Here is a 26,269-nt window from a genome sequence, read left to right as displayed (position 1 = left end):
GGAGCCCGCAGCTGATGGAAGACAACGCCGATGTTCGCGTACCGGTTCTCGTCGTGGGCGGCTCCCTCGTGGGCCTGTCCACCTCGCTATTCCTGAGCCGCCACGGAGTGAGGCACCTGCTGGTAGAGAAGCACTCCGGCACCTCCGCACACCCGCGCGGCCGCGGCATCAATGCCCGGACCATGGAGCTGTTCCGCACGGCAGGGGCGGAACCCGCGATCCGCCGGGCGGCGTCCGTACTGGAGGGCATTCAGGGCATTCTGCAGGCGCGGTCGTTGACCGATCCGGCCGACCACAACTGGCTGATCAAGTCGATCGACCCGTCGGGCGCGCTGGCGCGGTTCAGCCCTACGCAGTGGTGCCTGTGCAGCCAGAACAACATCGAGCCGGTGCTGGCCGAACAGAGCCGCGCCCAGGGCGCCGACATCCGCTTCGGCAACGAGCTGATGAGCTTCGACCAGGACTCCACCGGGGTGAACGCCGTGGTGAAGGACCGCACGACGGGCGAGCACATCACGGTGCGGGCGGACTTCCTGATCGCTGCGGACGGCCCGCGCAGCCCCGTCCGCGAGCAGCTGCGGATCCCGCAGACGGGCAACGGCGAGCTGTTCCACAACGTGAGCGTCACCTTCCGCTCGGAACGGCTCGTGCAGGTGCTGGGCGACCTGCGCTTCATCGTCTGCTACCTGATGCGGCCGGGTGCCGACGGGGCGCTGCTGCCGGTGGACAACGACACGCAGTGGGTCTTCCACGCGCCCTGGCACCCCGACCAGGGCGAGACGCTGGAGGACTTCACCGACGAACGGTGCGTGGACCAGATCCGCGACGCGGTGGGCGTCCCCGACCTGGACGTGGAGATCGGCGGCAAGGCGCCGTGGCACGCGGCCGAACGGGTGGCCGAGCGGTATGCGTCCGGTCGGGTGTTCCTGGCCGGTGACGCCGCCCACGAGATGTCGCCCACCGGGGCGTTCGGCTCCAACACGGGCATCCAGGACGCGCACAACCTGGCGTGGAAGATCGCCGCGGTGCTGGACGGCTCCGCGGGCATCGAGCTGCTCGACACCTACCAGGCCGAGCGGCTGCCGGTGGCCAGGGCCACGAGCGAGCGGGCGTCCGCCCGTTCGGCCGAGCACAGCCACCCCGGGTACGTGCCGCCGCCGACCATGGGCGGCGGACCGGGCAGCGGTGTCCTGACGACGGCGATGGCCTACTGCTACACGCAGGGCGCGCTCGTCGGCGGCGACCCGGACCGGCCGGTCATCCCGGAGACCCTGCAGTCGATGGGCGACACCGGGACCCGCGCCCCGCACATGTGGCTGACCAGGGCCGGTGAGCGGGTCTCCACCCTGGACCTGTACGAGCGTTCCTTCGTGCTGCTCAGCGGCGCCGGCACGCCGTGGCGGGCGGCCGCGGCGCAGGTGGCCGAGCAGCTCCGGGTACGGCTGGACGCGTACGCGATCGGTTCCGGACCGGGTGCGGACCTGCTTCCGGAGGGCGGCGCGCCGTGGACCGAGGTGCACCGACTGGGCGCCGACGGAGCCGTGCTCGTGCGCCCCGACGGGTTCGTGGCCTGGCGCTCGGAAGGCGCCGTGGCCGACCCCGCGGCGGTGCTGCGCGAGGTCCTCTCGACGGTGCTGCGCCGGGCGTGACCACCCACGCCCCCCGTCCGCCGGCCGTGCGCGCGGCCGGCGGACGGGGTTCAGCGGCAGGTCCAGCAGCCTGCCCAGCAGCCGGCGTGGGGAAGGACGGTGCGGCGGCGGCCGAAGCCGCTGCCGGGCGTCCTCCCGGCGCCGCCCGTCGCGCCGCGGTCACGGTCACGGTCACGGTCGAGGGAGGTCCGGTGCGCGCAACAGGCGATGACGACCGCGAGGGCGGCCACTTCCTCCGGGGCTGCAACGCCCTTCTCCACACGCAGCAGGCTCGCTATCGGAACATCGTTCGACATCGGCACGGCCTCTCTCACGGGGGCTGCGCGTGCGCCCTGTCGCGGCGCGAGGGGCTGACCGGCTCGGCGTCGACGCGGGCGGCACACGGGGGGCTCGGCGCGCCGACGGGACGTGTTCCGCATGCGCGAACCGGCCTGGGGGGTCCTGACGGATCCCGAGGACTCCTGTCGCGACCGACGGTACAAGCGCCCGCCGGACGCGGCACGCCGGAACCGCGGCGCCGCCGGGCCGGCCCGGCGGGCAGCCCGGCGGGCCCCCTCGCGGGGCGCTCGTGAAGGGCCACCAGCCCCTGCTCTGCCGGGGGTGCGCCGGCCACCTGTACGCCGTCTGCACGACGGACCACACCGGTGGGAACAAGGTGGGGCAGTGGGAGGTCGACCACGAGATGCCCGTGTCGTGCCCGCTCGCGGGCCTGCTCCCGCTGACGGGCAGGGGGGTGTCCATCCACGACCTGCCGGGCGCGGAGGAGGTGCTCGGCCCACCGCGCTGAACGGGCGCCCGCGTGGGGCCGACCGGGTGACCCCGGCCGCCACCCGCCCGCGGCGGCGGACGGAGCGCTCCGCTCCGCCGGGCGGTGCCGGCGCCGGACGCGCGCGCTCCCCGAGGTCAGTCGGCTCGCCGGGCGGCGGCCCCGGCCGTCCTCGTCCGCCACTGGGACGCCGTCAGCCGCCGGATGACGTCGATCCCGGATTCGCCGGGGGTGAGGGGGCCTTCCGGTGCCGGTACGCGCTCGGCCTCGGTGAATCCGAGGCGCCGGGCGACCGCTCCACTGGCGTGGTTGGCGGCGTCGTGGTGGATCTCGATGCGGTCGATGCCCGGCAGTCGGAAGCCCTCGGCGACGAGGGCGGTGCAGGCCATGGTGACCAGGCCGCGTCCGGTCCGGGCCGGGTGGAGCCAGTAGCCGATGTCCAGGCCGCCCTCTCCGATGCGGCGCATCAGCACGCAGGTGCCGACCAGTCGGGCGTCCTCGGTGATCGCGTAGCCGTAGGCCTCCCCGCTCTCCCACTGCTGCTGCATCCGGGTGAGGAAGTCGGCGGTCTGCTGCCGGCCGGCGTCCGCCGCCCAGGGCATCCACGGCAGCAGGTGGGCCCGTGACTCCTGGATCGCCCGGTCCAGGGCGTCGAGATGGTCCGTACGCCACCGGTGCAGGACGACCAGGTCCGAGCGGAGGCTTTCCGCGGGCTTCTCCATGCGCCGGATGCTCTCCCGGCCCGGCGGCCGGGGACAACGCATTATTCCCGCCGGGCGGGGTGGTGGAGGGTGTACGCACGGGCAGTGTCGACCGGCTCGTCACCGGAGAGCCGCAGGAAGCACTCCGCCTGCCGACCGTGCCCGTTACGGACTGCGGCCTTGACGGCCGCAAGGGCGCGGAGCACAGTGGCCTCGTTTTGAGAGCGCTCTCAAAACGCTGGACCCGGTCCACCTCCCCCCGCACCCGCGCTCCGGCGCGCGTTTCAGAGAGGGCAACCATGCGCGTGAACCACGGCAGGAGACGAGCAACCGTACGGCGGGCCGTGCTGGCGGCGATCGGCACGACGGCCCTGGCGGCCGCCGCCGCGGGCGTCGTCCTGCCCGCCAACGCCGCGGCACCTCCCGCGCCGGCCGGCTGGACCCAGGTGTTCCTGGAGGAGTTCGACGGAGCCGCCGGCTCCGGGGTGGACACCGCCGACTGGCAGTACACCACCGGCACCAGCTACCCCGGCGGACCCTCCAACTTCGGCACCGGCGAAATCGAGACGATGACCGCCGACCCCGCCAACGTCTCGCTCGACGGGGCGGGCCACCTGCGCATCACCCCGCGCCGCGACGCGGCGGGCCGGTGGACGTCCGGGCGCATCGAGACCCGGCGGGGCGACTTCCAGCCCCCGGCAGGCGGCACCCTGCGCGCCGAGGCGCGCATCCAGATGCCGAACGTGACGGGACCGGCCGCCAAGGGCTACTGGCCCGCCTTCTGGATGCTCGGCACCCCGTACCGCGGCAACTGGTGGAACTGGCCCGGAATCGGCGAGATCGACATCATGGAGAACGTCCAGGGCCTCAACACTGTCTGGTCGACGCTGCACTGCGGCACGAGCCCGGGCGGTCCCTGCAACGAGACCTCCGGCATCGGCGGCCGGCGCGACTGTCCCGGTGCCACCTGCCAGGCCGCCTTCCACACCTACGCCGTCGAGTGGGACCGCTCGACGCCGGTCGAGCAGATGCGCTTCTCCGTGGACGGGTCCACCTACCACACGGTGCGCGCCGATCAGGTGGACGCCGCGACCTGGGCCGACGCGACGAACCACGGCTACTTCATCATCCTGAACGTCGCGATGGGCGGCGGCTTCCCCGACGCCTTCGGGGGTGGGCCCGACGCCGGCACCGAGCCGGGGCACGCCATGGTCGTGGACTACGTGTCCGTGCTGCAGTCGGCGGGCGGCACGACCCCGCCCACCACTCCCCCGACGACCCCGCCCACCACTGCGCCTTCCGGGAACCGGGACGCGTACGCCGCGATCCAGGCGGAGTCGTACGACGGCCAGTCGGGCGTTGCCCGGGAGGCCACCACCGACTCGGGCGGCGGCCAGAACCTCGCGGCCCTCGCGGGCGGCGACTGGGCCCTGTTCAAGGGCGTGGACTTCGGATCCGTCCCGGCGACGCAGTTCCGCGGCCGGGTCGCGAGCGGCGCCGCCGGTGGAGTCAGCGGGCTGGTCGAAGTACGGCTCGACAGCCGGACCGCTCCTCCGATCGGCAGCTTCTCCGTCGCGAACACCGGCGGATGGCAGAGCTGGCGTACGGTACCGGCGAACATCGGGCCGGTCACGGGCATTCACGACGTCTATCTGACCTTCACCAGCGGACAGCCGGCCGACTTCGTGAACGTCAACTGGTTCGCATTCGGCCGCTGAGCGACCGACGGACCACGTGGCGACCGCTGGCGGCCGGTCACGTGGTCCGCCCGGCGAGGAAGCGGCGCAGCCGCGTCAGCGGCCAGGCGTTGATGACGTCGTCCGCCGTCAGCCAGCCCCGCTGCGCCGTCCCCACCCCGTAGCGCATGTAGGGCAGATGCGTGGTGGCGTGGGCGTCGGAGTTCACCGCGAACTTCACGCCGTACCGCTTCGCGCGCAGGACGTCCTCGTCGCACAGGTCGAGCCGCTCGGGGTGGGCGTTGATCTCCAGGGCGGTACCCGTCCGCGCGCACGCCTCGAAGACGGCGTCGAAGTCGGCGTCGATACCGGGTCGTTTGCCGATGCGCCGGGTGGTGGGATGGCCGATCACGGCGACGTGCGGGTTCTCGCAGGCGCGGATCAGGCGACGGGTCAGCTCGGACCGGCTCTGGTGGAAGTGCGAGTGCACCGAGGCCACGCAGAGGTCGAAGCCCGAGAGGAAATCGTCGGGCCAGTCCAGTGAGCCGTCCGGCCCGATGTTCAGTTCCGTGCCGTGCAGCAGCCGCATCCGGCCCTGCCTGCCGTCGAGTGCGCGCACCCGCTCACGCTGGGCCAGGATCTTCTCGCCGGTCATGCGCTGCATGGCCAGGTTCGGGGCGTGGTCGGTGACCGCGTAGTACGCGTATCCCCGGGCGGCAGCGGCGGCGACCATGTCCTCCAGCGGGGCGAGCCCGTCCGTCAGGTCGGTGTGGGTGTGCAGGTCGCCGCGGATGTCCTCCTCCGCGAGGAGGTCGGGGAGCTCACCGCGCAGGCCGGCCGCGATCTCGCCGCGGTCCTCGCGCAGCGTCGGCGGTATCCATGGCAGGCCGAGCCGCTCGTAGACGGCCTCCTCGGTCTCCGAGGTGATGCTCTCACCGCTCTCGGCGTCGAAGAGCCCGTACTCGGAGAGCTTGAGGCCCTGGCGCACGGCGAGTGCGCGGGTCCGGATGTTGTGGGCCCTCGACCCGGTGAAGTACTGCAGGCCCGCGCCCCAGGAGGCGGGCGGGAGCACGCGCAGGTCCACCTGGAGGCCCGTGGCGGTCCGCACGGAGGTCTTCTTCTCGCCGTGCGCGACGACCTCGGCGACGTACGGGAGAGATGTGAGGGCCTCCATGAACGGCCCCGACCGGCGCGCCGCCACCAGGATGTCGACGTCGCCGATGGTCTCCCGCATGCGGCGCAGGGACCCCGCGTACGTGCACCGGAGGCAGCCGCGGACGGCGGACAGCTCGGCGACGAGCTGTTCGGCGGCGTCCATGGCGGCGCCGAGGAGGATCCGGCCCTCGCCCGCCTTCTGCAGCAGGGAGATGCCGTGCAGGATGTTGGCCTCGGTCCGCTCGCCGAAGCCCTTGAGGTCGCGCAGGCGTTCCCCGTGGACGGCTTCGAGCAGCTGGTCGACGGAGGTGATGCCCAGCTCCTCGTACAGCACCATCGCCTTGCGCGGTCCGAGCCCGGGGATCGAGACCAGCTCGCGGACGCCGGACGGCACCGAGGCACGGGCTTCGTCGACGACGGACATGCGGCCGGTCCGCAGGTATTCGAGGATCTTGCCGGCGACCGAGCGGCCGACCCCGGGAATCTCGCGCAGCCCCTCGGCATCGAGGCCGGCGACGTCCTGCGGGTGGCCGCCGACGGCCCGGGCGGCCTTCTCGTAGGCGCGTGCCTTGAAGGCCTCCCCGCCCCGGATCGCGAGGAGGTCCGCGTACTCCTGGAGCATCGCCTCGACCTGGTCGTTGGCTCGGGCCATGCCTCCAGGGTGCGCCGCGGGCGGCGGCCGGGCACGCCGGACGGCCCCCGGGGCATGGTTTGGCCGACGGTGCCGCGGGCAGCCGCGTGGCACACAGGCGAAGGCCCCGGAAATGGAGTGCGCACATGTCTACAACCACACTCGTAGTGGTGATCGTCATCGCGGCGGTCGTGGTGCTCGCGCTCATCGCGGCGCTGTGGCTGTCGGCACGCCGACGGCACCTGCGCGACCGGTTCGGCCCCGAGTACGAGCGCACCGTGGAGCAGGAGGGCGGCGCGAGGGCCGCCGAACGCGACCTGCGCGCCCGTGAGCAGCGGCACGACCAGCTCGACATCAAGGAGCTCCCCGCCGACCGGCGGCGCGAGTACGCCGATGCCTGGAGCGACGTCCAGGAGCATTTCGTGGACCGCCCCGAGAGTTCCGTGGCGGAAGCGGACGCCCTGGTGTCCCGGCTGCTGGACGAGCGTGGCTACCCCACCGGCGGGTACGAGGACCGGCTGCGCGACCTGTCGGTCGAGCACGGGCGCACCCTCGACCACTACCGGGCCGCGCACGACGTGAAGGTGCGCAGCAGCGGGGGTCGGGTGACGACGGAGGAACTGCGCGGGGCGATGGTGCACTACCGCGCCCTGTTCGAGGAGCTTCTGACGGATCAGAGGAGTCGTTGACATGCGTATAGGCGGAGGTCAGGAGGCCCGGGATCCGGGACCCGGTCCGACCACGGAAGACATCATGAAGTCGGGTGCGTCCGACGAGCAGCAGGCGCCCCTCTACCCGGGTGAGGCCACCCCCTCGGAGCGGACCGAAGGGCTGCGGGTCGACGAGCCGGCCGGAACCACGACGGAAGACGGACCGACGTCCGACGAGCCGATGGCGAACGAGTCGATGGCGGACCGGTCGATGGCGGACGAGTCGGCGGCGGACCGGTCGATGGCGGACGAGTCGGCGGCGGACGAGTCCACCGACCGGGTCGACTCCCCGGCGCAGGCCGGCGGCGATGCGGAGGAACCGCTGCTCGGCACGGCGGACACCGACGAGTACCGCAGGAGGTGGAGCGAGATCCAGGGCCGGTTCGTCGACGACCCGCAGGACGCCGTGCGGTCGGCCGACACCCTGGTCGCCGAGGTCATGCAGGCCCTGGCCGGCAGCTTCTCCACGCGCAAGCAGGGCCTGGAGGGCCAGTGGGGACGGGGTGAGGAGGTGGCGACGGAGGACCTTCGGGTCTCGCTGCAGCAGTACCGCTCGTTCTTCAACCGGCTCCTCAAGACCTGATCCGGGATACTCCGTCCCGGACGCCGTGTCCCGCTCACGAGCCGCCGTCCGGGACCTTCAGGTCCAGGACACAGATGTCGTCGGTCCCGCCCGCACGCTGCGCCGCCAGCGTGCGGGCGAGTTCGTCGTCCGCGCCGTCCCGCACCAGCTGCTCGGCGGCCCTCGCCAGCCGCTCCAGTCCGCAGTCGATGTCCTCGCCGCGCCGCTCCACCAGGCCGTCCGTGTACAGCAGCAGGTGGTCGCCGGGTTCAAGGTCGATCACGGCCTGGCCGTACGCGGAGTCGCGGGCGGCGCCCAGGAGGCAGCCGCCCGGCTGGTCCAGGAAGCGCGCCCGGCCGCCCCGGACCAGCAGGGGCGGCAGGTGCCCGGCCCGGGACCACGTCAGGCGGCGGACCTTCGGTTGGTAGCGGCCGATGACCATGGTGGCGGTGGCGGAGGGTTCCGTCACCGTGTGCAGCAGCAGGTTGTTCAGCCTGCGCAGGACCTCCACGAGGGGCGAACCGGTGCTGGCCATGCCCTTGGCGGTGAACCTCAGCTGCGCCATCGTGCCCACGGCCCGAATACCGTGGCCGGCCACGTCCCCCACGACGAAGAGGGCGCTCCCGTCGGGCAGTTCGACGGCGCTGTACCAGTCGCCGCCGACGTTCACGCCGCTGTCGGAGGGCACGTACGCCACCCCCACGCACAGCCCGGCGAGTTCCACGGACTGGTCGGGGATCGGCAGGAGGGCCGCCTGGAGCCGGGCGGCGAGGGCGCGCTCGGCCTGCAGCATGCCGCTCTGTACCAGGACGGCCCGCTCGCTCTCGCGCAGGGCCAGTTCGGCGTCGCGCAGTGCGGTGACGTCCTGGAAGAAGCCGTGCACCTCGACGGGGGTGCCGTTGGCGTCCGCCTGCGCCTCCACGACGATCCGCAGGTGCCGTACCCCGTCGGCGGCGGCGATCCGGAACTGCTGGTCGAGGGTGCGCAGCCCGAGACGCAGCAGCCCGTGGACGGCCTCGGCGATGCGCGGCTGGTCGTCGGGCAGCACGTGGCCGGGCAGCTCCTCCAGTCCGATCGGCCCCTGTGCCGGATCACGGTCGAAGATGGCATAGACCTGTTCGGACCAGGTGACCCGGTCCGTGACCAGCTGCCATCCGGCCCAGCCGAGGTTGCCCAGGCGCTGCATGTCGGTCAGCCTGCGGGCCTCGCGCTCGCTGATGTCGTGGCGGATCCAGGACACGACGAGGCGGCCGCCGAGCCGCGTCGCCCGGACGGAGTACACGGAGTCCTGCGGGAATCCCGCGCCGACCTCCTGGTACGTGAAGGGCTCGCCCTCGTACACGGTCCCCGTGGCCAGGGTGTCCGCGTAGCCCTCCCACAGGGGGGTGCCCGCCACCGTGGGGTACGCCTCCAGGACCCGCAGGCCCACGAGCTCCCGGCCCCGGCGGCCCTGCACGTCGACGGATTCCGGCGCTGCGCCGTCGATCCGGTAGTCCTCGATCTCCCCCGTCGCCGAACGCAGGGGGGTGAGCAGCACGGCGGGCGCTGCCAGCACGTCCAGGACGGCCTGGACGGCCTGGACGGACTCCACGTCCTCGGCGCCGTCGGGGGCGGTCACCCGGTCGCCGCCACCCGGCCCGCCGTTGCGCAGGAGGGCGGCGCACAGCCGTACGGCCTGGCCCAGCAGGGTGCGGGTGTCCGGGTCGAAGGGGCCCGGGCGTCCGCGCAGGAAGCCGACGGCGGCCCGGACGCGCCCGGGGGACGGTACGGGGATCCAGGCGCGGGAGGGCCACTGCCCGGGGACCTCGCCGATCAGCAGGTAGCGCAGGGCGTCCTGCGGCGGGTCCTCCAGCCAGACGGGCTCGCGGGTGGCGATGGCTTCGAAGGCGGCCACACCGCTGAGCGGCGGGACGCGGCGCCACTGGTCGGCCAGCGTCGCCGAGATGCCGGCGTGGCCCGTGAGCTCCAGGCCCCCGGCTGAGGTCATCGTGAAGATCATGATGCCGTCGACGCCCACCGGCCCGCCCAGTACGCGGCGCAGCAGCTCGGCGATGTCGGCCTCGCTGTCCGCCTCGGCCAGGCCCTCGGCCAGCCGGGGCAGCAGCGCCCGCAGGCGGTCGCCGTCCGGCCCGTCGGCGGCGCGGCCGCCGGTTGCCGGAGCAGGTTCCGCCCCGTGGCCCGGCCCGCCCGCCGCGGTCCCGGCCGGGGGCGGCGCGGCGGCCCCGGCGGGCGGCGTACGGAAACGGACCTGGCCCAGCGTGAGCCAGCATTCCTCCATCAGGGTCCGGCCCCGGCGTGTCCCGCGCGCGAGCAGCGTCTCGTATGCCGCCTCCGCGGACATCCCCGTCTGGGCCATCAGTACGCCCTTGGCGCGCTCCGTGACGGCGGTGGCCGCGGCGACGCCCTCCAGGTCCGCGATCTCGGACCGCAGCCTGGCCACGACCTTGGCCAACGCGAGCACCTCGGGGGAGGCACCGTCGTCGGGAGGCACGGCGTCGTGCGTCATATCACGAGGATGGCACGGCTGCCCCGGGGTACGAGCCCGACTGCAGGCCGGGGCGCCCGCGGGCCCCCGGGAACGGTGCGGCCCGCCGAGTTACCCTCGGAGAAGCCGTGAAAGGGATGGTGCGCATGTGTCGGTGGCTCGCTTACTCGGGGACGCCCGTCCTCCTCGACACCGTGCTCTACCGGCCCGAGCACTCGCTGATCAACCAGAGCCTGAAGTCCCGGCTGGGGGTGGAATCGACCAACGGCGACGGGTTCGGGCTCGGCTGGTACAGCGCGGACGGCAACGGCACGCCCGCGGTCTTCCGTGACATCGGCCCCGCCTGGAACAACCGCAACCTCCAGGAGCTCGCCGCCCACGTCCGCTCCCCGCTGTTCTTCGCGCACGTCCGGGCCTCGACCGGGTCGGCGGTCCAGCAGACGAACTGCCATCCGTTCCGGCACGGCCGCTGGCTGTGGATGCACAACGGGGCGATCGGGGACTTCGCCCGGCTCCAGCGCGATCTGTGCATGGCGGTCGACCCGGCCCTGTTCTCCAGCATCGAGGGGTCCACGGACTCCGAGGTGATGTTCTACCTCGCGGTCACCTTCGGCCTGGACCAGGACGTGCCGGGTGCGGTTGCGCGGATGGCGGGGCTCGTGGAGCGTCTGGGGAAGGAGCACGGCGTCGCAGAACCGCTGCAGATGACGGTGGCGGTGAGCGACGGCGAGACCGTGTGGGCGTTCCGGTACTCCAGCCAGGGCAGGTCGCGCTCGCTGTACTACAGCAGCAGGGCCGACACGGTCCGGCACCTCTACCCGGAACTGCCCTACCTGCAGGAGGTGTCCGACGACACGCGCATCGTGGTGTCCGAACCGCTCGGAGACCTGCCCGGTGTGTGGAACGAGCTTCCCGAGAGCAGCTACGCGGTGATCCCCTCCGGTCCGGAGGTGGACTACTTGTCCTTCATTCCTGAGTTCTAGGGCGGATCCGACGGGTAGGGGCAGCAGAGGAGGAGGGCCTGGAAGGACGGCACCACCGCATCGGACGGCCCCTGGCACGGCCGGCCGGCGGAGCCCACTGACCGGAAGGACCCCCGATGTCACTGGCTGTGTCCACGTCGGCGCCCCAGGGCGGAAGCCGGGCCCGCGCGCTCCTCGGTTCGACGGGCCGCGGGTGCGCCGCTGCCACCGTGCCGACCATGGGGGTCGAGGAGGAGTTCCTGCTCGTCGACCGCCGCACCCGGGCGCCGGTGGGCCGCGGGGCGCGTGTCATCGAGGCGGCTTCGGGCAGACTCGGCCCGCTGGTCCAGCCGGAGTTCTTCACCGCGCAGGTCGAGGCCTGTACGAGTCCCACGTCCAGTACGGCCGTGCTGCGGGCCGAGCTGGCCTGGCTGAGGGCCGAGCTGGTCCGGGCGGCGCAGTCGCAGGACTGCCTGCTCGTCGCCACCGGCACCGCGGTGGTGCCCCCGGAACAGCGTCTGGCGATCACCCCGAACGAGCGTTATCAGCGCATGGAGGTCCGCTTCGCCTCGGCGGTGGGGAGCTACGACCAGGCGGTCTGCGGCTGCCATGTGCACATCGGGGTGTCCTCGCGGGCGGAGGCCCTGGACCTGGCGAATCGGATGCGGCCCTGGCTGCCGACCCTGCAGGCCCTGAGCGCGAACTCCCCCTTCGACCGCGGCAGGGACTCGGGTCACGCCAGCTGGCGCTCGGTGGAGCACGCCCGCTGGCCCACGGTGGGGCCGGCCCCCTTCCTCGACGAGGCCTCGTACGAGCGCATCGCCCACGACCTGGTGCAGTGCGGGGCGCTGCTGGACCGGCGGATGATCTACTGGTACGCCCGCCCGTCCGAGCACGTGCCGACCCTGGAGATCCGTGTCGCCGACGTGAACGCCCGCCTCGACACGGTCGTCCTGCTGGCCGCGCTGGTCCGCGGGCTCGCCGGCGCCCTGCTGCCGGAGCGGCAGGAGGGCAGGCCGCCGCCGTTCCCGGAGTGCGGGCGCCTGCGGGAGGCGCACCGGCGGGCCGCCGTGTACGGGTTGGGAGGCGATGCCCTCGATCCGGTCGGCGGAGCCCGGGTTCCCGTGTGGGACATGGTGGGCCGGCTGCGCGAGCGGGCCGCACCGGGTCTCGCGGCTGCGGGCGACCTGCTCCTGGTGGACACCCTGCTCGACCGGCTGCGCGCGGAGGGCGGCGGTGCGGACCTCCAGCGGGCCGCACACGCCCGGCGCGGACGGCTGCACGACGTGGTCGACAGCCTGGCGAGGACCACAGCGACCGGATGAGAAGCGACCGTGTGAGAAGCGACGAAAGGAATGGCCATGGACGACCAGGGCGGCGCGGGCGGAGTACCGCTGCACCACGACGACGACGAGGCTCGGCGCCGGGCACCGCACGCCACGCCGCACGGCGGCAAGCGGCGCGAGGACGACGGGACCACCCGGGCCGCGGACACGGACGAGGCGAGCCGGCTCGACCGGCCGGCCGAGTCCGACGGGGCCGACAGCGGGGCGGACTGGACGGGGCCGGACGACGAGCGGCCGTCCGCTCTGCGGCGTTCGCAGTGAGGAGGGCGGAGTGAATCGGAGCCACAGGCCGCCCACCGGCCGCTCCCCCGGCTTCCTGGCCCTTTACCTCAACGACCACCTGGCCGGTGCGAACGCCGTCGTCGAGACGTTCCGCCGGACCGCCGAAGCCCATCGGGGCGACACGCTCGGCTCCTCCCTGCGGGCGCTGGGCGATCAGGCGGCACAGGACCGGCAGAGCCTGCTCACCCTGATGGCCGATCTCGACGTCCCCGTGAAGCGGACCCGGGCCGCCCTCGGCCGGTTGGCGGAGAAGGCGGGGCGGCTCAAGCTGAACGGCCGGATCTTCTCCCGCTCCCCGCTCAGCGACGTCGTGGAGCTGGAAGGGCTGCGCCTGGGCGTGGAGGGCAGGGCGGCCTGCTGGCGTTCACTGCGCAGTCTGGCGCGCACGGACCCGCGCATCGACGTCCCCCTCGTCGAGGAGCTCATCGTGCGGGCCGAGCAGCAGGCCCGCGCCCTGGAAGCGATGCGCAGCGCCTGCGCGTCCCGCCTCTTCGACCGGGAAGCGCGCGGCCGGGCCGCGACACCCCACGCGGCGCGCACGGTGGGACGGCGCGCCCACCTGCGCGGCCTGCCGCGGACGGGCCCCGTCTGAGGGGCCGGGCCACCGGCGTCGGCCCGGTCCCGACCCCCGGGGCCGATACCGGTGGCCCGGCCGTTTCAGACCGGCCCGCGGGCCCGGACGAAGCGGCGGCTGGGCGCCGGGTCGGGTGCGAGCGGGGCGGTGTCCATGCCCGCCCCCGAGCGGAGGCCGTCGAGGAACTCCTCGACGGCCTCGACCGCGGTGTGGCGGGGCTGCCAGGACAGTTCCCGGCGGGCTCGGGAGGAGTCCAGCAGCGGCAGCCGCAGGACGGCGTCGAACAGGTCCGGTGAGGCCGGGACGAGGTGCAGCCGCCACGCCGCGGCGAGCGCCGCCCGTACGGGAGCCGTCGGGACGGGCAGGCTGCGGGCGTCGAGGACCCGGGAGAGGACCCCGGCGTCCAGGGGCGGGTCGGCCGCCAGGTTGAAGGCTCCGCGGACGGGGAGGGCGGCGGCAGCCCGGTAGGCGGCGGCCGCGTCGTCGGTGTGCAGCGCCTGGAACCGCAGTCCGGCCAGGTCGGGCACCGCGGGCAGCAGCTCGGGGCGCAGGAACCGGCTGGGGAGGAACCGGCCCGCGAAGATGCGCCGCTGCTCGGCGGCGGCCTGGCGCTTGAACAGGAAACCCGGCCGCATCCGCACGACGCGGATGTCCGGATGGGTGCGCTCATAGGTGTCGAGGACCCGTTCCAGATAGGCCTTCTCCCGGGTGTAGGCGGCCTGCGGCCAGCCGTGGGTGGGCCAGGACTCGTCCACCGGGCGGTCCTTCGGTCCCGGGGAGTAGGCGCCGACCGACGACGCGTGGACGAGGGCAGGCACGCCGGCGGCGGCCACGGCGTCGAAGACGCGGATGCTGCCGAGAACGTTCGTGCGCCAGGTCTCGGCGGGGTGGTGGGTGGGCTGGAACTTCCACGCCAGGTGGATGACGGCGTCGGCCCCGGCGAAGAGGCCGGCCAGGTCCCCGCCGCCGGGTTCCACGTCGACCGCCTGCCAGTGCGTCTTCGGCGGCCGCCACAGGGGCATCCTGCGGGCCAGGCCGAGGACGGACCCGACGCCGGGGTCTTCGGCGAGGGCGGCCACGACGCTCGTCCCGACGTTTCCCGTGGCTCCGACGACCACGACGTGGGCGCCCTCCCCCCGCCGTGCGGCTCCGTGGTCGGCGTTCTGCTCCGCCGGTACCTGTTGCGTCATGGTGTCGGCTCCTCTTCTGCGGAGGGCGTGCGGAGGGCTGCGGAGGTCGTGGGGGGCCTGCGGGGGCGCCTACCCGGGCCGCCGCACCGCATGCGCGCGGCCGGGGCGGGGCTGCGGCTGCTCCGGCATGCCGGGCGTGAGCCGGCCTTTTGTGGGGAGGAGCGGGGTGCCGCTCCCGTCCGGCTCCCGAAGGGCGGGGCAGGCGCGGGTACACGTACGGGTACAGAGAGGCTGGAGCCGTGACCGAGAAGGACATCTGGGGCTACCACGAGGACGCCGGCCACCACAGTGGTATCGATCTGGTCGGCTACAAGGTCGAGGCGACCGACGGCCACATCGGGAAGGTCGACAAGCACTCGGCCGACTTCCGGGCCTCCCACATCGTCGTCGACACGGGCGTGTGGATCTTCGGCAAGCACGTCCTCCTGCCCGCGGGCACCATCGAGCGCATCGACACGGCCGAGGAGAAGGTCTACCTCGCCCTGACCAAGGAGCAGATCAGGAACGCGCCCGACTACGACGAGGCCAAGTACGCGGGCGAGCCGAACTTCATGGACCGGTTCGGCCGCTACTACGGCCAGTCGCACATGTAGGGGAAGCCCATGGCCTATGTGAGTCGCGGCAGGGCGTACGCCCGGGACAGCCGGTACCTGACCACCCGGATCACCGCCGACGGACGCGACGGCTTCCCCGTGGAGCCCGGCCGCTACCGGCTGGTGGTGTCGCGGGCCTGCCCGTGGGCAAGCCGGGCCGTCATCGTGCGCCGGCTCCTCGGGCTGGAGGACGCGCTGCCGATGGCGGTGGCGGGCCCGACGCACGACGAGCGCAGCTGGACCTTCGACCTGGACCCGGGCGGCCGCGACCCGGTGCTCGGCATCGAGCGGCTCCGGGAGGCCTACCTCGCCCGGGATCCCGGCTACGACCGGGGCATCACGGTGCCGGCGATCGTCGACGTGCCGACCGGGCAGGTGGTCACCAACGACTTCGCTCGGATCACGCTCGACCTGTCGCTGGAGTGGACGGCGTACCACCGCGAGGGCGCCCCGGAGCTCTACCCGCGGGCCCTGCGGCCGGAGATCGACGCCTTGAACGAGGTGGTCTACGCGGACGTGAACAACGGCGTCTACCGCGCCGGATTCGCCGGTTCCCAGGAGGCCTACGCATCGGCCCACGAGCGCCTGTTCGCGCGCCTGGACCGGCTCGCGGAGCGGCTCGCCGGGTCCCGCTACCTGGTCGGTGACACCATCACCGAGGCGGACGTCCGGCTCTTCACCACGCTCGTCCGCTTCGACGCCGTCTACCACGGCCATTTCAAGTGCAACCGGCGGAAGCTGTCCGAGACCCCGGTCCTGTGGGACTACGCCCGGGACCTGTTCCAGACGCCCGGTTTTGGCGACACCGTGGACTTCGACCACATCAAGCGGCACTACTACTTGGTCCATGACGACATCAACCCGACGGGGATCGTGCCGGCCGGCCCGGACCTGTCCGGTTGGCTGGCGCCCCACGGCCGTGAGGCCCTCGGCGGCCGCCCCTTCGGCGACGGCACCCCGCCGGCGGCCGTCGGCTCCCGGGAGCGCGTGCCGCCCGACCACACGCCGCTGCCCTCCTGACGCCTGACGGTGATCACCCGTTACCCTTCTGTTCGACCGGGCCGTCCCTTTCGATCTTGCCGGGCCCGCCTGTGGATCATGGAGGAAGTCACGTGCCCGAACCGCGTTCCGGCAGCCGCCCCACCCTGGAGGCCGTCGCGGCGCTCGCGGGCGTGTCGAGGGCCACGGTCTCCCGCGTGGTCAACGGCGGCGACGGGGTCCGCCCGCATCTGGCCGACCGGGTGCAGACGGCGATCCAGGAGCTGGGATACATCCCGAACCACGCGGCACGCACGCTGGTCACCCGGCGCACCGGCGCCGTCGCGGTGATCATCCCCGAGCCGGAGGCCCGGATCTTCTCGGACCCCTTCTTCTCCCGTCAGATACGCGGCATCAGCAGGGAGTTGACCGCGCACGACACCCAGCTGGTGCTGCTGCTGGTGGAGGACCGCTGCGACTACGACCGCATCGAGCGGTACCTGGCCGGCGGCCACGTCGACGGGGCGCTCGCCTTCTCCCTGCACACCGACGACCCGCTGCCGGCCATCGCCCGCAGGATCGGCATGCCCATGGTCTACGGCGGCCGCCCCGGCTGGACCTCGGGGGCCGGGGAGCAGGACCGGGAGACGTACGTGGACGCGGACAACCGCGAGGGCGCCCGGGAGGCCGTACGGCACCTGCTGGGGCAGGGCCGGCGGCGGATCGCGCACATCTGCGGACCGCTCGACCAGACGTCGGCGGCGGACCGGCTGAGCGGCTACCACGACGTGCTGCCGACGGCCGGACCCGAGCTGGTCGCCGTGGGGGACTTCACCGCGGCGGGCGGAGCACGGGCGATGGCGGAGCTGTTGGACCGGGATCCGGCGATCGACGGGGTGTTCGCCGGCAACGACCTGATGGCGACCGGTGCGTTGCGCGTACTGCGGGAGCGCGGCCGCACCGTTCCCCGGGACGTGGCGGTGGTGGGCTTCGACGACGCCGAGCCGGTGGCGGAGAGCGCGGACCCGCCGCTGACGACGGTGCGTCAGGACATCGAGGGGATGGGCCGGATGATGGCGCGGCTGCTGATGGAGCGGCTGGGCGACGGCCGCGAGGGCCGGAACGTGCCGGGACCGGTGATAACCGAGACGGCCCTGGTGCGGCGCGCGTCGGCCTGACGCGGGGCCCGCGCGTCGGGCGCGGGCCCCTGGTGGTCCCGGCCGGTCAGCGCGCGGGGCACTGCTTCCAGGAGAAGTGGTAGACGCTGTTGATGCTCCCGTCCGTCGAGTCGAGTGCCATGAAGCTGGTCCTCGACGGGTCGGAGGTGCCCACTTCCGCACGCAGCTCGGTGTTGATGTTGAAGTTGCGCTGCTCGCCGCACGGCGACCAGACCAGGGCCTCGATGCCCGTGGTGTCGGTGGCCTGCCAGTTGTCGTCGAGGGCGCCCACGAAGCGGTGGGTCCGGTAGGCGGTCTGGCTCATGCCCTGGAAGTAGTAGCTGGCCTTCTGCGTGCCGACGGCGCCCTCCTGGAGGCTGCCGAAGCCGCGGTAGTCGACCTTCGCGATGGCGTAGGTGTAGCCCTGGGGGACGTTCACGACGAGGGACAGCAGGCAGTTCTTGCGGCCTTCGACGGCGGAGACGCCGCCCCCGGCCTGGGCGAGGTACTCGCTGTAGGTGACGGTGAAGGCGGAGTTGTCGGGTGACACGGCGACGGTGGCGCTGCCGGGACGGCAGCCCGATCCGTTGACCGTGGCGACGTCGACCGTCACCCGGTCGAGGGGGGCCGAGGCGGTGGCCCCGGCGGAGGGGCTGAGCGTGACGAGCGATGCGGTCACGGCGGCTGCGGTGAATCCGGTACGGAGCGACTTGATCACACCGCCATGGATAGCGGGCCGCCGCGGGCCGGGCCGGTCGACGGGTGCGCTGCCTCACCTCGACGGCCGAAACGATTCACCGCAGAAACGATAAATCTGCACACACCATCCCGCCGAACGGCCCCAACGCCCCCGTGGGCTGCACCCGTCGGGCCGGGTCACGCCCCCGTGTAGTTCCATTTTGCCCTAATATCGCCGGGTTCCTTCAGGTCATCAGGGGGCTGCGCCGACCTCGGCGCGGGCCCTCCTGGGGTGAGGAGTCCCATGTCCCGCGCCTCCCGGTCCGCCGTCCTCTCGGTGCTGGCCCTCGCCGCCGCCCTGGCCGTCCCGACGGCCGGACCCGCACCCGCCCGCGCCGCGGTCCACCACACCGGCGACGAGGCGGCCGTCCTCGGCGAGGACCACGCCCGCGCGCACGCGCGGCTGCGCCGGGCGGCCGAGGGCACCCAGGGGTATGCGCAGTCGAGGCGCACAGCCGGACTGGCGGCGCTGGAGAAGTCCCAGCGCGCGGTCAACACGGCTTTCGACGCCGCCCGGTTCGGCCGCTTCACCCAGTACTTCCCGTCGCCCGACTTCGGCGTCCACGTGGCCCTGTTGCCCACGGGCAAGGTTTTGCTGTTCTCCTTCGAACGCGTCGAGGCCGACCCGACGAAGGAGACCGGGCCCACGAACACCGTCGGCCGGACCAACGCCGGCCGTGCCTGGCTGTGGGACCCCGCCAAGGGGACCGGGGCCCGGGCCTTCGCGAACGTGCCGCCACCGGTGGTACTGGTCCCCGACGGCACCCACTCCCCCCGCCCCGCGCCCTTCTTCTGCGCCGGGCACTCCTACCTGCCCAACGGGATGGTCGGGGTCTTCGGCGGCAACGTCGGCGGCAAGGGCGGCAGCGGCGCCAGACTGTCCTTCGTCTTCGACCCGTGGACCGAGAAGTGGTTCCAGAACCGCGACATGGCCGTCGGCCGCTGGTACCCCACCGTCGTGACCGGGGCCGACGGCCGCCAGATCATCATGTCCGGCCAGTCCGAACGCGGCACCGGCACCCCGACCCCCGTCGTGGAGCGCTTCCCCGCCCTCGGACAGCGCGTGCCCTGGCGGCCGTACGACATCCCGGCCGGCGTGCCCTCGGAACGGCTCCGCTCGTCGGCTCCCTTCCGCAACGACTACCCGCACCTGTTCTCGCTGCGCGACGGGATGGTCTACGGCCTCGGCCGCGACGCCGACCAGCAGTGGCTGTTCGACCCGGTCCGCGACGTCCGGCGCGACCTGCCGCGGCGGCCCGCGGACTTCCGCGGCTACGGCTCGGCGGTGCCGCTGCCCGCCGGTCTCCGCGGCCCGGACTCGGTCCTGGTCCTCGGAGGGGACCCGCGCGACCCCCACACGTACCGGCTGTCCGGCGGGCGCTGGACCACCGAGGAGCCGCGGGCCTTCGGCCGCACCCAGGACAATACGCTGATCCTGCCCGACGGCACGCTGCTCACCGTGAACGGGGCCCTGGACACCCGGGACTACGGCCGCGGCCCGTTCAACCCGGAGGCCGACCTGAAGTACCGGCAGATCGAGGTGCGCGACGCTCGGGGCCGCTGGCGGTCGGGGCCCGCCCAGCGGCTGCCCCGCGGCTACCACTCCAACGCCCTGGTCCTGCCGGACGGCCGGATGATGGTCACCGGCGACGAACTCCAGCAGATCGCCAACGATCCCGACATCACCGACGCGATGGACGGCAGCATCGAGCTGTACGAGCCGGCCTACCTGCACCGGGGTGCGCGTCCGGTGCTGGACCGGGTCCCGGCGGGCGGTCTCGCGTACGACACGCCGTTCCAGGTGTCCAGCCCGACGGCGAAGGACGTCAGGCGCGCCGTCCTGCTGGCGCCGAGCACCGTCACCCACTCGGTGAACACCAGCCAGCGCCACCTTGACCTGCGGCTCACCGGCGTACGGGGCGACACGATCGGGCTGCGCACCCCGCCTGGGGCCGCTGACGCCCCGCCCGGCTACTACATGCTCTTCCTGCTCGACGCGGACGGCGTGCCCAGCACGGCGAAGTGGGTCAGACTCGGCGCCCGCTGAGCGCGCCCGCTCACCGGCCGTCCCCAGGACGGGCCGGGTCCCGGCGCAGGCGCACCACGGCCGCGCGGCCGGCGGTGCGTACGCGTCCGGTGCAGGCGCCCCGGGCCAGGGCCGCGTCGTACGGGCCCAGGGTGTGCGCCGGGCCCCGGGCGGCTTCGAACGTCGCCGGGCCGTCGAGGGCGACCACCAGCAGGGTCTCGTCCGGTGCGGCGGTCACGGTGAGGCGGCCGCGGACGACGGCGGTCTCGGCCGTGGCTGCGCCGCGGCGGCACATCACGTTGAAGTTCACCACAGGGCCGGCGATCAGCCGGCAGTCCGTCGGCTCGTCCCCGGCGAAGTCCTGGGGGGTGAAGCGCTCGTCGACGAGCCGGTGCACGCCCGCCACCGCGAGGTCCATGCCCGCACCCTCGACGAGCGTGAGCGTGCGGTCGATCCCGGGGAAGGCCGAGAACGGGCCGTCGGCAGCCACCCCGGCCAGACTGACCCGCCAGCGGAAGGAGTCCATGTCGGCGTCGGCGGGCCAGGCGGCGATCTCCCGGGTCACTCCCCCGCCGTTCTTCCAGACCGTGGCGGGGCGGTCGGCCGCGCGCAGGACGCGGACCTCGCCGCCGCCGTTCACGCGCCGGCCCCGGTCCCCGTCCGGGACCCGGCCAACCGCTCGCCCAGTTCGCCGACGTCGCCGAGGAACCACGTCTGGCGCCCCCGGTTGCATTCGCGGACGAAGTCCCGCAGCGCCGTGCTGGCCGCCGTGTGCCGGGAGACGTCACCGAGGACGACGAGACCCACCCGGTACTGGACGAACTTCTGGACGATCTCGCCGGCGATCCGGGTGCTCAGCCGGAAGAAGGCCTCGTCGAAGCGCTCGACGGGGATGACCGCCCATTCGGCGCCCTGGTAGGAGGCGTTGCCGATGCAGTCCAGGGCCTCGCGCTCACCCGCGATGGTCCCGCCCTCGGCGGCACACATCAGGACGGGCACGCCGTTGATCTTCTGAAGAGTGTCCACGGCGGTCGAGACTAGCCCTTCTCCCTCGAGGTGTGCGCGGGAGTTCGCCGGGGCCGCAGCCGCCCCGGCGGCCCAGCCCGCGAAGGCCGGTCCCGACCACGGTGACCGACGGCCCTCCCCACCGGCCGCCCCGCGTGTCGTTCGCACCGGACGGGGCACCGGGCGCCGCATGGTGGGGGCATGAAGGCTACGGACGTCATCGCGGACGGGTTCGGTCGGATCCGGGAGGTCGTGCACGAGGCGGTGGAGGGGGCGCCGGCCGACCTGCTGACCGCCCGCCTCGACCCCGGGGCGAACTCGATCACCTGGCTCGTCTGGCACCTGACCCGGATCCAGGACGACCACATCGCGGCCGCCGCCGGCCTGGAACAGGTGTGGACGGCCGGAGGCTGGGCGGACCGGTTCGGCCTGCCGCTGCCCGCCGCATCCACCGGCTACGGTCATACGGCGCACCAGGCGGGCACGGTCCGGGTCGACTCGGGCGAGCTGCTCCTCGGCTACTTCGATGCGGTGCACGAGCAGACGCTGGGCTTCGTCCACGGGCTCGCGGCCGCCGATCTGGAGCGGGTGGTGGACGAGCGCTGGGACCCTCCGGTCACCCTCGGCGTACGCCTGGTCAGCGTGCTCGCCGACGACCTCCAGCACGCCGGCCAGGCGGCCTTCGTACGGGGCGTGCTGGAGCGGGGCCGGGACTCCTGAGCCGTGTCCGGTCCGGACCGTCCCGTTGCCCGGACGCGGATCCGGACCGCCCGCGCCGGCCGGGCCCGGGGGGCGTCAGCCCCGGAACTCCTCCGTCCGGACCGGGGAGGCCTCGGCGAGGGCCCGGGTGACGGCTTCGACTCCGTCGCGGAGTCCGTAGACGGGGTGCCGGGCTGCTGCCGCCAGGAGTCGTCGAGGCCTCCCGAGTCGACGGTGTCGAAGCCGAGTTGGGCGATGAGGTCCCGTACGACCTTCTTCGCCCCCTCGTCGTCGCCCGCCACGGGCAGCGCGATCCGGTCCGGGGCGCCGGCCGGGCGGTGCCGGTCGAGGAGGTCCTGGGCGTAGGTGCCGTTGAACCCCTTGACCACGGGGTGCCCGAGCTGCCGCTCGGTCCAGCGGCTCTCGGTGAGGCCCTCGTCCTCCACGGCGGCGATCCGGCCGTCGCGTCGGCGCGGGTAGTAGTTGCCGGTGTCGACGACCACGAAGCCGGGGGCTGCTCCGTCGAACAGGCCGGCGGGGAGGTCGGGCACGTTCCTGAACGGGACGGTCACCACGACGACCTCGGCGCCGCGCGCCGCCTCGGCCACGGGGACGGGGGTGGCGCCGGTCTCCTCCGCCAGGGCGGTCAGCGTGTCCGGCCCCCGTGAATTGGCCACAGCGACCTCGTGTCCGAGGGCGGTGAGCCTGCGGGTCAGGTTGCCGCCGATGTTGCCTGCGCCGATGATGCCGATCTTCATGCTTCCTCCGGTGCCTGTCGGGCCGGTGCCGTCACGGGGGCAACTCCAGCGGGCGGCACGGCATTCCGCGCCGGCGGACACGGCGGGGGCGGACACGGCGGGGGCGGACACCCGGTCGGATGTCCGCCCCCGCGAGTCCGGCATGATGCTCAAGACCTGCCCTCGTGATCAGGCTCCGCTCGCGTCGAGCATCTCCTCGCGTTCCACGATCTTCACGCGTGCCCGTCCCTGGGGCTCGCCGAGGGCCTTCTCGGCGGCGTCCAGCCGGTACCAGCCCTCCCACGTCGTGTAGCGCACGCTGCGCTCGGCGAGGAAGTCCTCGACCGCGGCCGGCTCGGGCGAGGCAGGCGTGCCCAGGCGGCCCGCCGCGTGGTCGGCGAGCAGGTTGGCGACGGTCTCGTTGGCGTCGCCCTTGGTGTGGCCGATGAGGCCGATCGGGCCGCGCCGGATCCAGCCGGTGACGTACGTGGACTGCATGGGGCCGCCGGCGTCGATCACGCGGCCGCCCTCGTCCGGGACCGTGCCGGTCTCGACGTCCCAGGGCAGCTTGGGCAGCTCGTCGGAGAGGTAGCCGACGGCGCGGTACACGGACTGCACGTCCCAGTCGGTGAACCGGCCGGTGCCCTTGACGTTGCCGGTGCCGTCGAGCTCGGTGCGCTCGGTCCGCAGGCCCACGACCTTGCCGTCCTCGCCGAGGATCTCGGAGGGCGACTCGAAGAAGTGCAGGAACAGCTTGTGGGGCCGGTCGCCGATGTCCCGGATCGCCCAGTTCTCCAGGGTCTTGGCGACCATGTCGGTCTGCTTGTTGCCGCGCCGCTCGGCGATGGAGCCGTCGTCGTAGTCGATGTCCTCGGGGTTGACGATGACCTCGATGGTGGGCGAGTGGTCCAGCTCGCGCAGCTCCATGGGGCTGAACTTGGCCTGGGCGGGGCCGCGACGGCCGAAGACGTGTACTTCCAGGGCCTTGTTGGCCTTGAGGCCGTCGTAGACGTTGGCCGGGATCTCGGTGGGCAGCAGCTCGTCGGCCGTCTTCGCCAGGATGCGGGCCACGTCGAGGGCGACGTTGCCGACGCCGAGCACGGCGACCTTCTCGGCGTCCAGCGGCCAGGTGCGGGGCACGTCAGGGTGGCCGTCGTACCAGGAGACGAAGTCGGCGGCGCCGAAGGATCCGTCGAGGTCGACGCCGGGGATGGTCAGCGCGCGGTCGGCCGTGGCACCGGTGGAGAAGATCACGGCGTCGTAGAAGGACCGCAGCTCGTCGAGGCTGATGTCGCCCGGGTAGTCGACGTTGCCGAAGAGGCGGACCTGGGGCTTGTCGAGCACCTGGTGCAGGGCGGTGATGATGCCCTTGATGCGCGGGTGGTCGGGGGCGACGCCGTAGCGGATCAGGCCGAAGGGGGCGGGCATGCGCTCGAAGATGTCTATGGACACACCGGGCTCGACGGCGGCCTCGGACTTCAGCAGCGCGTCGGCGGCGTAGATGCCGGCCGGGCCGGCTCCGACGATTGCTACCCGCAGAGGGCGAGGCATGGCAGGGGTTCCCTTCGAGCGACGGCAAGGTGGATCAAGGTGGATCAAAGGGAACCCTAAACGAAGGTAAGCCTAACCCAGCACCCGGTGTCGTTTTATGACCCCATAATCAGAACTTATGACCTCCCCAAGCCTCTCTTGGGGTCTTCGGGAACTCGCTGGTCAGCACGTACGGGGGCTGACAGACTGGGGCGGCTTGATCACTCCAGGAGGACGCATGGCTGACGAAGCAGACACCCCGCAGGACGAAACCCCGGCCGAAGCGGCGAAGCGCCGGTTCCGGGAGGCCCTGGAGCGCAACGCCGCGAAGGCCCACGCACAGCAGTCGCACCAGAACCGGACCAAGGTCCAGGGCTCCAGCAGCGCCGCGAGCGGCAAGAACAAGAAGGTCCGCCGCAAGAGCGGCTGACCCGCGGACACCCGGGGCCCGGCCCGGCCGTCACCGACGGCGGGCCGGGTCCGACCCGGCGGGCCATTGGGCCAGTCGGGTGAGGGGGCATAACCCCGCGCACCGCCGGCAGTTGATCAGCGCGTCCCGCCGTGGGCAGCTATCTCACGCGACAGTGCGACCGAAGGATCCCCCAGATGCTCAAGAAGTTCATGGCCACCGCCGCCGCCACCGCCGCCGTGCTCGGCGCGGGCGCCGCCGCCGCCGCGCCCGCGATGGCGATCGGCAACGACAACGGCGTCAACACCGTGAACGGCAACGACGCGGCGCAGATCTACGGCAACCAGGAGACGCACGGCCGGATGAGCCCGCAGCTCGCGCCGATCCAGGGATCCCTGAACAAGCTGTGCGTCGGCCTGCCGGCCAAGGTCAACGCCCAGTCTCTGGTCGCACTCATCGCCAACATCGGCGTCCAGGACGTGAACATCCTGTCGAACCCGCAGAACCAGCAGTGCGCGGAGAACTCCACGCAGGCCAAGGGCGACGAGTCCCTCTCCCACATCGCCAGCAACATCCCCGTCCTGTCCGGCAACCTCTCCGCCGGCAGCTGATCGGTTCCCCCGCGCCGGTGTCACGCGTCATGCGCGGCACCGGCGCTTTTGCACAACCTCTTGGTCTAGACCTTGACAGGTTCAGACCACTCCGTTTCAGTGGGCGCTGTTGCCCCCCATGGCAAGTCCCCCCACTGAAGGAGCAGTTGCGTGATACGTGCGCTTCGCCGCCGCGCCCTCGGACTGGTCGCCGCCGCGGCCGTCACCGCCGGCCTCGCCGTCGCCCTCCCGTCCTCCCCCGCCGCCGCGGCCGCCCCCTGTGCCTCACCGTGGGCCTCGTCAGCCGTCTACACGAACGGCATGAGCGCCTCGTACGGCGGCCGCAACTGGCAGGCCAAGTGGTGGACCCAGGGCGAGACCCCGGGCACCACGGGCCAGTGGGGCGTCTGGGCGGACCAGGGCGTCTGCGGCGGCGGTGGCGGCCAGGACCCGGATCCGGACCCGTCCGGATTCGTGGTCTCCGAAGCCCAGTTCAACCAGATGTTCCCGAACCGGAACCCCTTCTACACCTACAACGGCCTCGTCGTGGCGCTGTCCGCCTACCCCGGCTTCGCGAAGACCGGCGACGACACCGTCAAGCGCCGCGAGGCCGCCGCCTTCCTCGCGAACGTCTCCCACGAGACCGGCGGGCTCGTCCACATCGTGGAGCAGAACACCGCGAACTACCCCCACTACTGCGACGCGACCCAGCCGTACGGCTGTCCGGCCGGGCAGGCCGCCTACTACGGCCGCGGGCCCATCCAGCTGAGCTGGAACTTCAACTACAAGGCCGCCGGCGACGCCCTCGGCATCAACCTCCTCGCCAACCCCTACCTCGTGGAACAGGATCCGGCCGTCGCCATGAAGACGGCGCTGTGGTACTGGAACACCCAGAACGGCCCCGGCACGATGACCGCCCACGCCGCCATGGTCAACGGCGCCGGCTTCGGCGAGACCATCCGCTCCATCAACGGAGCCCTGGAGTGCAACGGCGGCAACCCCGCCCAGGTCCAGAGCCGCATCGCGAAGTACCAGAGCTTCACCCAGCTGCTCGGCGTGACCCCGGGCAGCAACCTCGGCTGCTGACGGCCGCCGCGGCCGGCGGGCGGCACGGGTCC

26 protein-coding genes and 1 pseudogene are annotated in these 26,269 nt (G+C 73.0%); 17 read left to right on the top strand and 10 right to left on the bottom strand.

All coding sequences use genetic code 11. The features are described 5' to 3' along the window. Positions 1–14: 14 nt before the first annotated feature. Positions 15–1,649, top strand: a complete 1,635-nt coding sequence (locus IF89_RS0101680; RefSeq protein ID WP_030759905.1) for an FAD-dependent oxidoreductase — start codon at positions 15–17, stop codon at positions 1,647–1,649. 50 nt (positions 1,650–1,699) lie between these two features. Here the strand turns inward: IF89_RS0101680 and IF89_RS0101675 are convergent, their stop codons facing one another. After that, on the bottom strand, positions 1,700–1,945 hold the full coding sequence (locus tag IF89_RS0101675; RefSeq protein ID WP_158717780.1) for an acyl-CoA carboxylase epsilon subunit: 246 nt from the start codon (positions 1,943–1,945) through the stop codon (positions 1,700–1,702). Positions 1,946–2,217: 272 nt separating this feature from the next. On the opposite strand from IF89_RS0101675, the gene IF89_RS0101670 reads away from it, so the two are divergent. Then, the gene (locus tag IF89_RS0101670; RefSeq protein ID WP_030759899.1) at positions 2,218–2,436 is read left to right on the top strand and encodes a hypothetical protein; all 219 of its coding nucleotides are present in this window, start codon (positions 2,218–2,220) and stop codon (positions 2,434–2,436) included. Between the two features lie 116 nt (positions 2,437–2,552). On the opposite strand, the gene IF89_RS0101665 is transcribed toward IF89_RS0101670, so the two are convergent. Next, complete coding sequence (locus tag IF89_RS0101665) at positions 2,553–3,137, bottom strand: GNAT family N-acetyltransferase (RefSeq protein WP_030759897.1); 585 nt, start codon at positions 3,135–3,137, stop codon at positions 2,553–2,555. 278 nt (positions 3,138–3,415) lie between these two features. Between IF89_RS0101665 and IF89_RS0101655 the strand changes: the two genes are divergently transcribed. Further along, positions 3,416–4,834, top strand: a complete 1,419-nt coding sequence (locus IF89_RS0101655) for a glycoside hydrolase family 16 protein (RefSeq protein WP_030759894.1) — start codon at positions 3,416–3,418, stop codon at positions 4,832–4,834. Between the two features lie 37 nt (positions 4,835–4,871). Here the strand turns inward: IF89_RS0101655 and polX are convergent, their stop codons facing one another. Continuing rightward, positions 4,872–6,599, bottom strand: coding sequence for a DNA polymerase/3'-5' exonuclease PolX (gene polX / locus IF89_RS0101650; protein ID WP_030759890.1), 1,728 nt, complete (start codon positions 6,597–6,599; stop codon positions 4,872–4,874). Between the two features lie 125 nt (positions 6,600–6,724). Between polX and IF89_RS0101645 the strand changes: the two genes are divergently transcribed. Then, the gene (locus tag IF89_RS0101645; RefSeq protein ID WP_030759887.1) at positions 6,725–7,267 is read left to right on the top strand and encodes a hypothetical protein; all 543 of its coding nucleotides are present in this window, start codon (positions 6,725–6,727) and stop codon (positions 7,265–7,267) included. A gap of 64 nt (positions 7,268–7,331) precedes the next feature. Continuing rightward, a complete protein-coding gene (locus IF89_RS37540; protein WP_051806694.1) occupies positions 7,332–7,871 on the top strand; it encodes a hypothetical protein in 540 nt (179 codons plus the stop codon). 34 nt (positions 7,872–7,905) lie between these two features. On the opposite strand, the gene IF89_RS0101635 is transcribed toward IF89_RS37540, so the two are convergent. Further along, the gene (locus tag IF89_RS0101635) at positions 7,906–10,356 is read right to left on the bottom strand and encodes a SpoIIE family protein phosphatase (RefSeq protein WP_051806693.1); all 2,451 of its coding nucleotides are present in this window, start codon (positions 10,354–10,356) and stop codon (positions 7,906–7,908) included. A gap of 125 nt (positions 10,357–10,481) precedes the next feature. Between IF89_RS0101635 and IF89_RS0101630 the strand changes: the two genes are divergently transcribed. The 4 genes from IF89_RS0101630 to IF89_RS0101615 all read left to right on the top strand — a co-directional run bounded on the left by IF89_RS0101630 (position 10,482) and on the right by IF89_RS0101615 (position 13,517). Then, positions 10,482–11,318, top strand: coding sequence for a class II glutamine amidotransferase (locus IF89_RS0101630; RefSeq protein WP_030759878.1), 837 nt, complete (start codon positions 10,482–10,484; stop codon positions 11,316–11,318). A 116-nt stretch (positions 11,319–11,434) separates the two neighbouring features. Then, complete coding sequence (locus IF89_RS0101625) at positions 11,435–12,622, top strand: carboxylate-amine ligase (protein ID WP_078628028.1); 1,188 nt, start codon at positions 11,435–11,437, stop codon at positions 12,620–12,622. Between the two features lie 36 nt (positions 12,623–12,658). After that, positions 12,659–12,904 (top strand): hypothetical protein, encoded by a 246-nt coding sequence (locus tag IF89_RS0101620; protein ID WP_030759875.1) that lies wholly within the window; start codon positions 12,659–12,661, stop codon positions 12,902–12,904. A 10-nt stretch (positions 12,905–12,914) separates the two neighbouring features. Beyond that, a complete protein-coding gene (locus IF89_RS0101615) occupies positions 12,915–13,517 on the top strand; it encodes a hypothetical protein (RefSeq protein ID WP_063831228.1) in 603 nt (200 codons plus the stop codon). Positions 13,518–13,582: 65 nt separating this feature from the next. Here the strand turns inward: IF89_RS0101615 and IF89_RS0101610 are convergent, their stop codons facing one another. Next, the gene (locus IF89_RS0101610; protein ID WP_051806692.1) at positions 13,583–14,689 is read right to left on the bottom strand and encodes an NAD-dependent epimerase/dehydratase family protein; all 1,107 of its coding nucleotides are present in this window, start codon (positions 14,687–14,689) and stop codon (positions 13,583–13,585) included. A 239-nt stretch (positions 14,690–14,928) separates the two neighbouring features. Between IF89_RS0101610 and IF89_RS0101605 the strand changes: the two genes are divergently transcribed. The 3 genes from IF89_RS0101605 (at position 14,929) to IF89_RS0101595 (ending at position 17,438) form a co-directional block, all read left to right on the top strand. After that, on the top strand, positions 14,929–15,282 hold the full coding sequence (locus IF89_RS0101605) for a hypothetical protein (RefSeq protein WP_030759872.1): 354 nt from the start codon (positions 14,929–14,931) through the stop codon (positions 15,280–15,282). A 9-nt stretch (positions 15,283–15,291) separates the two neighbouring features. Continuing rightward, positions 15,292–16,302, top strand: coding sequence for a glutathione S-transferase family protein (locus tag IF89_RS0101600; protein WP_199820450.1), 1,011 nt, complete (start codon positions 15,292–15,294; stop codon positions 16,300–16,302). A 92-nt stretch (positions 16,303–16,394) separates the two neighbouring features. Then, positions 16,395–17,438 carry a LacI family DNA-binding transcriptional regulator gene (locus IF89_RS0101595; RefSeq protein ID WP_030759870.1) on the top strand — a complete coding sequence of 348 codons (1,044 nt, stop codon included), beginning with the start codon at positions 16,395–16,397 and terminating at the stop codon, positions 17,436–17,438. Positions 17,439–17,484: 46 nt separating this feature from the next. Here the strand turns inward: IF89_RS0101595 and IF89_RS0101590 are convergent, their stop codons facing one another. Further along, positions 17,485–18,135, bottom strand: a complete 651-nt coding sequence (locus IF89_RS0101590; RefSeq protein ID WP_030759869.1) for a DUF4360 domain-containing protein — start codon at positions 18,133–18,135, stop codon at positions 17,485–17,487. A 264-nt stretch (positions 18,136–18,399) separates the two neighbouring features. Here IF89_RS0101590 and IF89_RS0101585 point away from each other — a divergent pair, with 264 nt between their 5' ends. After that, positions 18,400–20,202 carry a glyoxal oxidase gene (locus tag IF89_RS0101585; RefSeq protein ID WP_078628027.1) on the top strand — a complete coding sequence of 601 codons (1,803 nt, stop codon included), beginning with the start codon at positions 18,400–18,402 and terminating at the stop codon, positions 20,200–20,202. 10 nt (positions 20,203–20,212) lie between these two features. Here the strand turns inward: IF89_RS0101585 and IF89_RS0101580 are convergent, their stop codons facing one another. After that, on the bottom strand, positions 20,213–20,821 hold the full coding sequence (locus IF89_RS0101580) for a HutD family protein (protein ID WP_051806691.1): 609 nt from the start codon (positions 20,819–20,821) through the stop codon (positions 20,213–20,215). Continuing rightward, positions 20,818–21,207, bottom strand: a complete 390-nt coding sequence (locus tag IF89_RS41665) for a DUF4180 domain-containing protein (RefSeq protein WP_030759866.1) — start codon at positions 21,205–21,207, stop codon at positions 20,818–20,820. Before IF89_RS41665 ends, IF89_RS0101580 begins: the two co-directional genes overlap by 4 nt. Before the next feature lie 180 nt (positions 21,208–21,387). Here IF89_RS41665 and IF89_RS0101570 point away from each other — a divergent pair, with 180 nt between their 5' ends. Then, the gene (locus IF89_RS0101570; protein WP_030759864.1) at positions 21,388–21,906 is read left to right on the top strand and encodes a mycothiol transferase; all 519 of its coding nucleotides are present in this window, start codon (positions 21,388–21,390) and stop codon (positions 21,904–21,906) included. Positions 21,907–21,981: 75 nt separating this feature from the next. Here the strand turns inward: IF89_RS0101570 and IF89_RS41660 are convergent. Both IF89_RS41660 and IF89_RS0101560 read right to left on the bottom strand, forming a co-directional pair. After that, positions 21,982–22,787, bottom strand: a pseudogene (locus tag IF89_RS41660) (NADPH-dependent F420 reductase). 24 nt (positions 22,788–22,811) lie between these two features. After that, the gene (locus tag IF89_RS0101560) at positions 22,812–24,173 is read right to left on the bottom strand and encodes an FAD-dependent oxidoreductase (protein WP_030759860.1); all 1,362 of its coding nucleotides are present in this window, start codon (positions 24,171–24,173) and stop codon (positions 22,812–22,814) included. Between the two features lie 217 nt (positions 24,174–24,390). Here IF89_RS0101560 and IF89_RS0101555 point away from each other — a divergent pair, with 217 nt between their 5' ends. From IF89_RS0101555 to IF89_RS0101545, 3 genes are all read left to right on the top strand, one after another. Then, positions 24,391–24,582, top strand: a complete 192-nt coding sequence (locus IF89_RS0101555; protein ID WP_030759857.1) for a DUF5302 domain-containing protein — start codon at positions 24,391–24,393, stop codon at positions 24,580–24,582. A 176-nt stretch (positions 24,583–24,758) separates the two neighbouring features. Beyond that, the gene (locus IF89_RS0101550; RefSeq protein ID WP_030759856.1) at positions 24,759–25,172 is read left to right on the top strand and encodes a rodlin; all 414 of its coding nucleotides are present in this window, start codon (positions 24,759–24,761) and stop codon (positions 25,170–25,172) included. A gap of 150 nt (positions 25,173–25,322) precedes the next feature. Continuing rightward, positions 25,323–26,237 carry a glycoside hydrolase family 19 protein gene (locus IF89_RS0101545; RefSeq protein ID WP_030759853.1) on the top strand — a complete coding sequence of 305 codons (915 nt, stop codon included), beginning with the start codon at positions 25,323–25,325 and terminating at the stop codon, positions 26,235–26,237. The last annotated feature ends 32 nt before the right edge of the window (positions 26,238–26,269 follow it).

Source organism: Streptomyces sp. NRRL F-2664 (assembly GCF_000719345.1).
Classification (GTDB): domain Bacteria; phylum Actinomycetota; class Actinomycetes; order Streptomycetales; family Streptomycetaceae; genus Streptomyces.
The sequence above is the reverse complement of the archived record's forward strand: the minus strand, read 5'-3'. Positions and strand labels throughout refer to the sequence as shown.

What these genes read in the sequence shown, in the direction of transcription:
- IF89_RS0101625 (WP_078628028.1), top strand. Translation starts at nt 11,435, where the DNA reads ATGTCACTGGCTGTGTCCACGTCGGCGCCCCAGGGCGGAAGCCGGGCC.
- IF89_RS0101620 (WP_030759875.1), top strand. Translation starts at nt 12,659, where the DNA reads ATGGACGACCAGGGCGGCGCGGGCGGAGTACCGCTGCACCACGACGAC.
- IF89_RS0101600 (WP_199820450.1), top strand. Translation starts at nt 15,292, where the DNA reads ATGGCCTATGTGAGTCGCGGCAGGGCGTACGCCCGGGACAGCCGGTAC.
- IF89_RS0101675 (WP_158717780.1), bottom strand. Translation starts at nt 1,945, where the DNA reads ATGTCGAACGATGTTCCGATAGCGAGCCTGCTGCGTGTGGAGAAGGGC.
- IF89_RS0101635 (WP_051806693.1), bottom strand. Translation starts at nt 10,356, where the DNA reads ATGACGCACGACGCCGTGCCTCCCGACGACGGTGCCTCCCCCGAGGTG.
- IF89_RS0101645 (WP_030759887.1), top strand. Translation starts at nt 6,725, where the DNA reads ATGTCTACAACCACACTCGTAGTGGTGATCGTCATCGCGGCGGTCGTG.
- IF89_RS37540 (WP_051806694.1), top strand. Translation starts at nt 7,332, where the DNA reads ATGAAGTCGGGTGCGTCCGACGAGCAGCAGGCGCCCCTCTACCCGGGT.
- IF89_RS0101630 (WP_030759878.1), top strand. Translation starts at nt 10,482, where the DNA reads ATGTGTCGGTGGCTCGCTTACTCGGGGACGCCCGTCCTCCTCGACACC.
- IF89_RS0101610 (WP_051806692.1), bottom strand. Translation starts at nt 14,689, where the DNA reads ATGACGCAACAGGTACCGGCGGAGCAGAACGCCGACCACGGAGCCGCA.
- IF89_RS0101585 (WP_078628027.1), top strand. Translation starts at nt 18,400, where the DNA reads ATGTCCCGCGCCTCCCGGTCCGCCGTCCTCTCGGTGCTGGCCCTCGCC.
- IF89_RS0101680 (WP_030759905.1), top strand. Translation starts at nt 15, where the DNA reads ATGGAAGACAACGCCGATGTTCGCGTACCGGTTCTCGTCGTGGGCGGC.
- IF89_RS0101655 (WP_030759894.1), top strand. Translation starts at nt 3,416, where the DNA reads ATGCGCGTGAACCACGGCAGGAGACGAGCAACCGTACGGCGGGCCGTG.
- IF89_RS0101555 (WP_030759857.1), top strand. Translation starts at nt 24,391, where the DNA reads ATGGCTGACGAAGCAGACACCCCGCAGGACGAAACCCCGGCCGAAGCG.
- IF89_RS0101560 (WP_030759860.1), bottom strand. Translation starts at nt 24,173, where the DNA reads ATGCCTCGCCCTCTGCGGGTAGCAATCGTCGGAGCCGGCCCGGCCGGC.
- IF89_RS0101570 (WP_030759864.1), top strand. Translation starts at nt 21,388, where the DNA reads ATGAAGGCTACGGACGTCATCGCGGACGGGTTCGGTCGGATCCGGGAG.
- IF89_RS0101550 (WP_030759856.1), top strand. Translation starts at nt 24,759, where the DNA reads ATGCTCAAGAAGTTCATGGCCACCGCCGCCGCCACCGCCGCCGTGCTC.
- IF89_RS0101665 (WP_030759897.1), bottom strand. Translation starts at nt 3,137, where the DNA reads ATGGAGAAGCCCGCGGAAAGCCTCCGCTCGGACCTGGTCGTCCTGCAC.
- polX (WP_030759890.1), bottom strand. Translation starts at nt 6,599, where the DNA reads ATGGCCCGAGCCAACGACCAGGTCGAGGCGATGCTCCAGGAGTACGCG.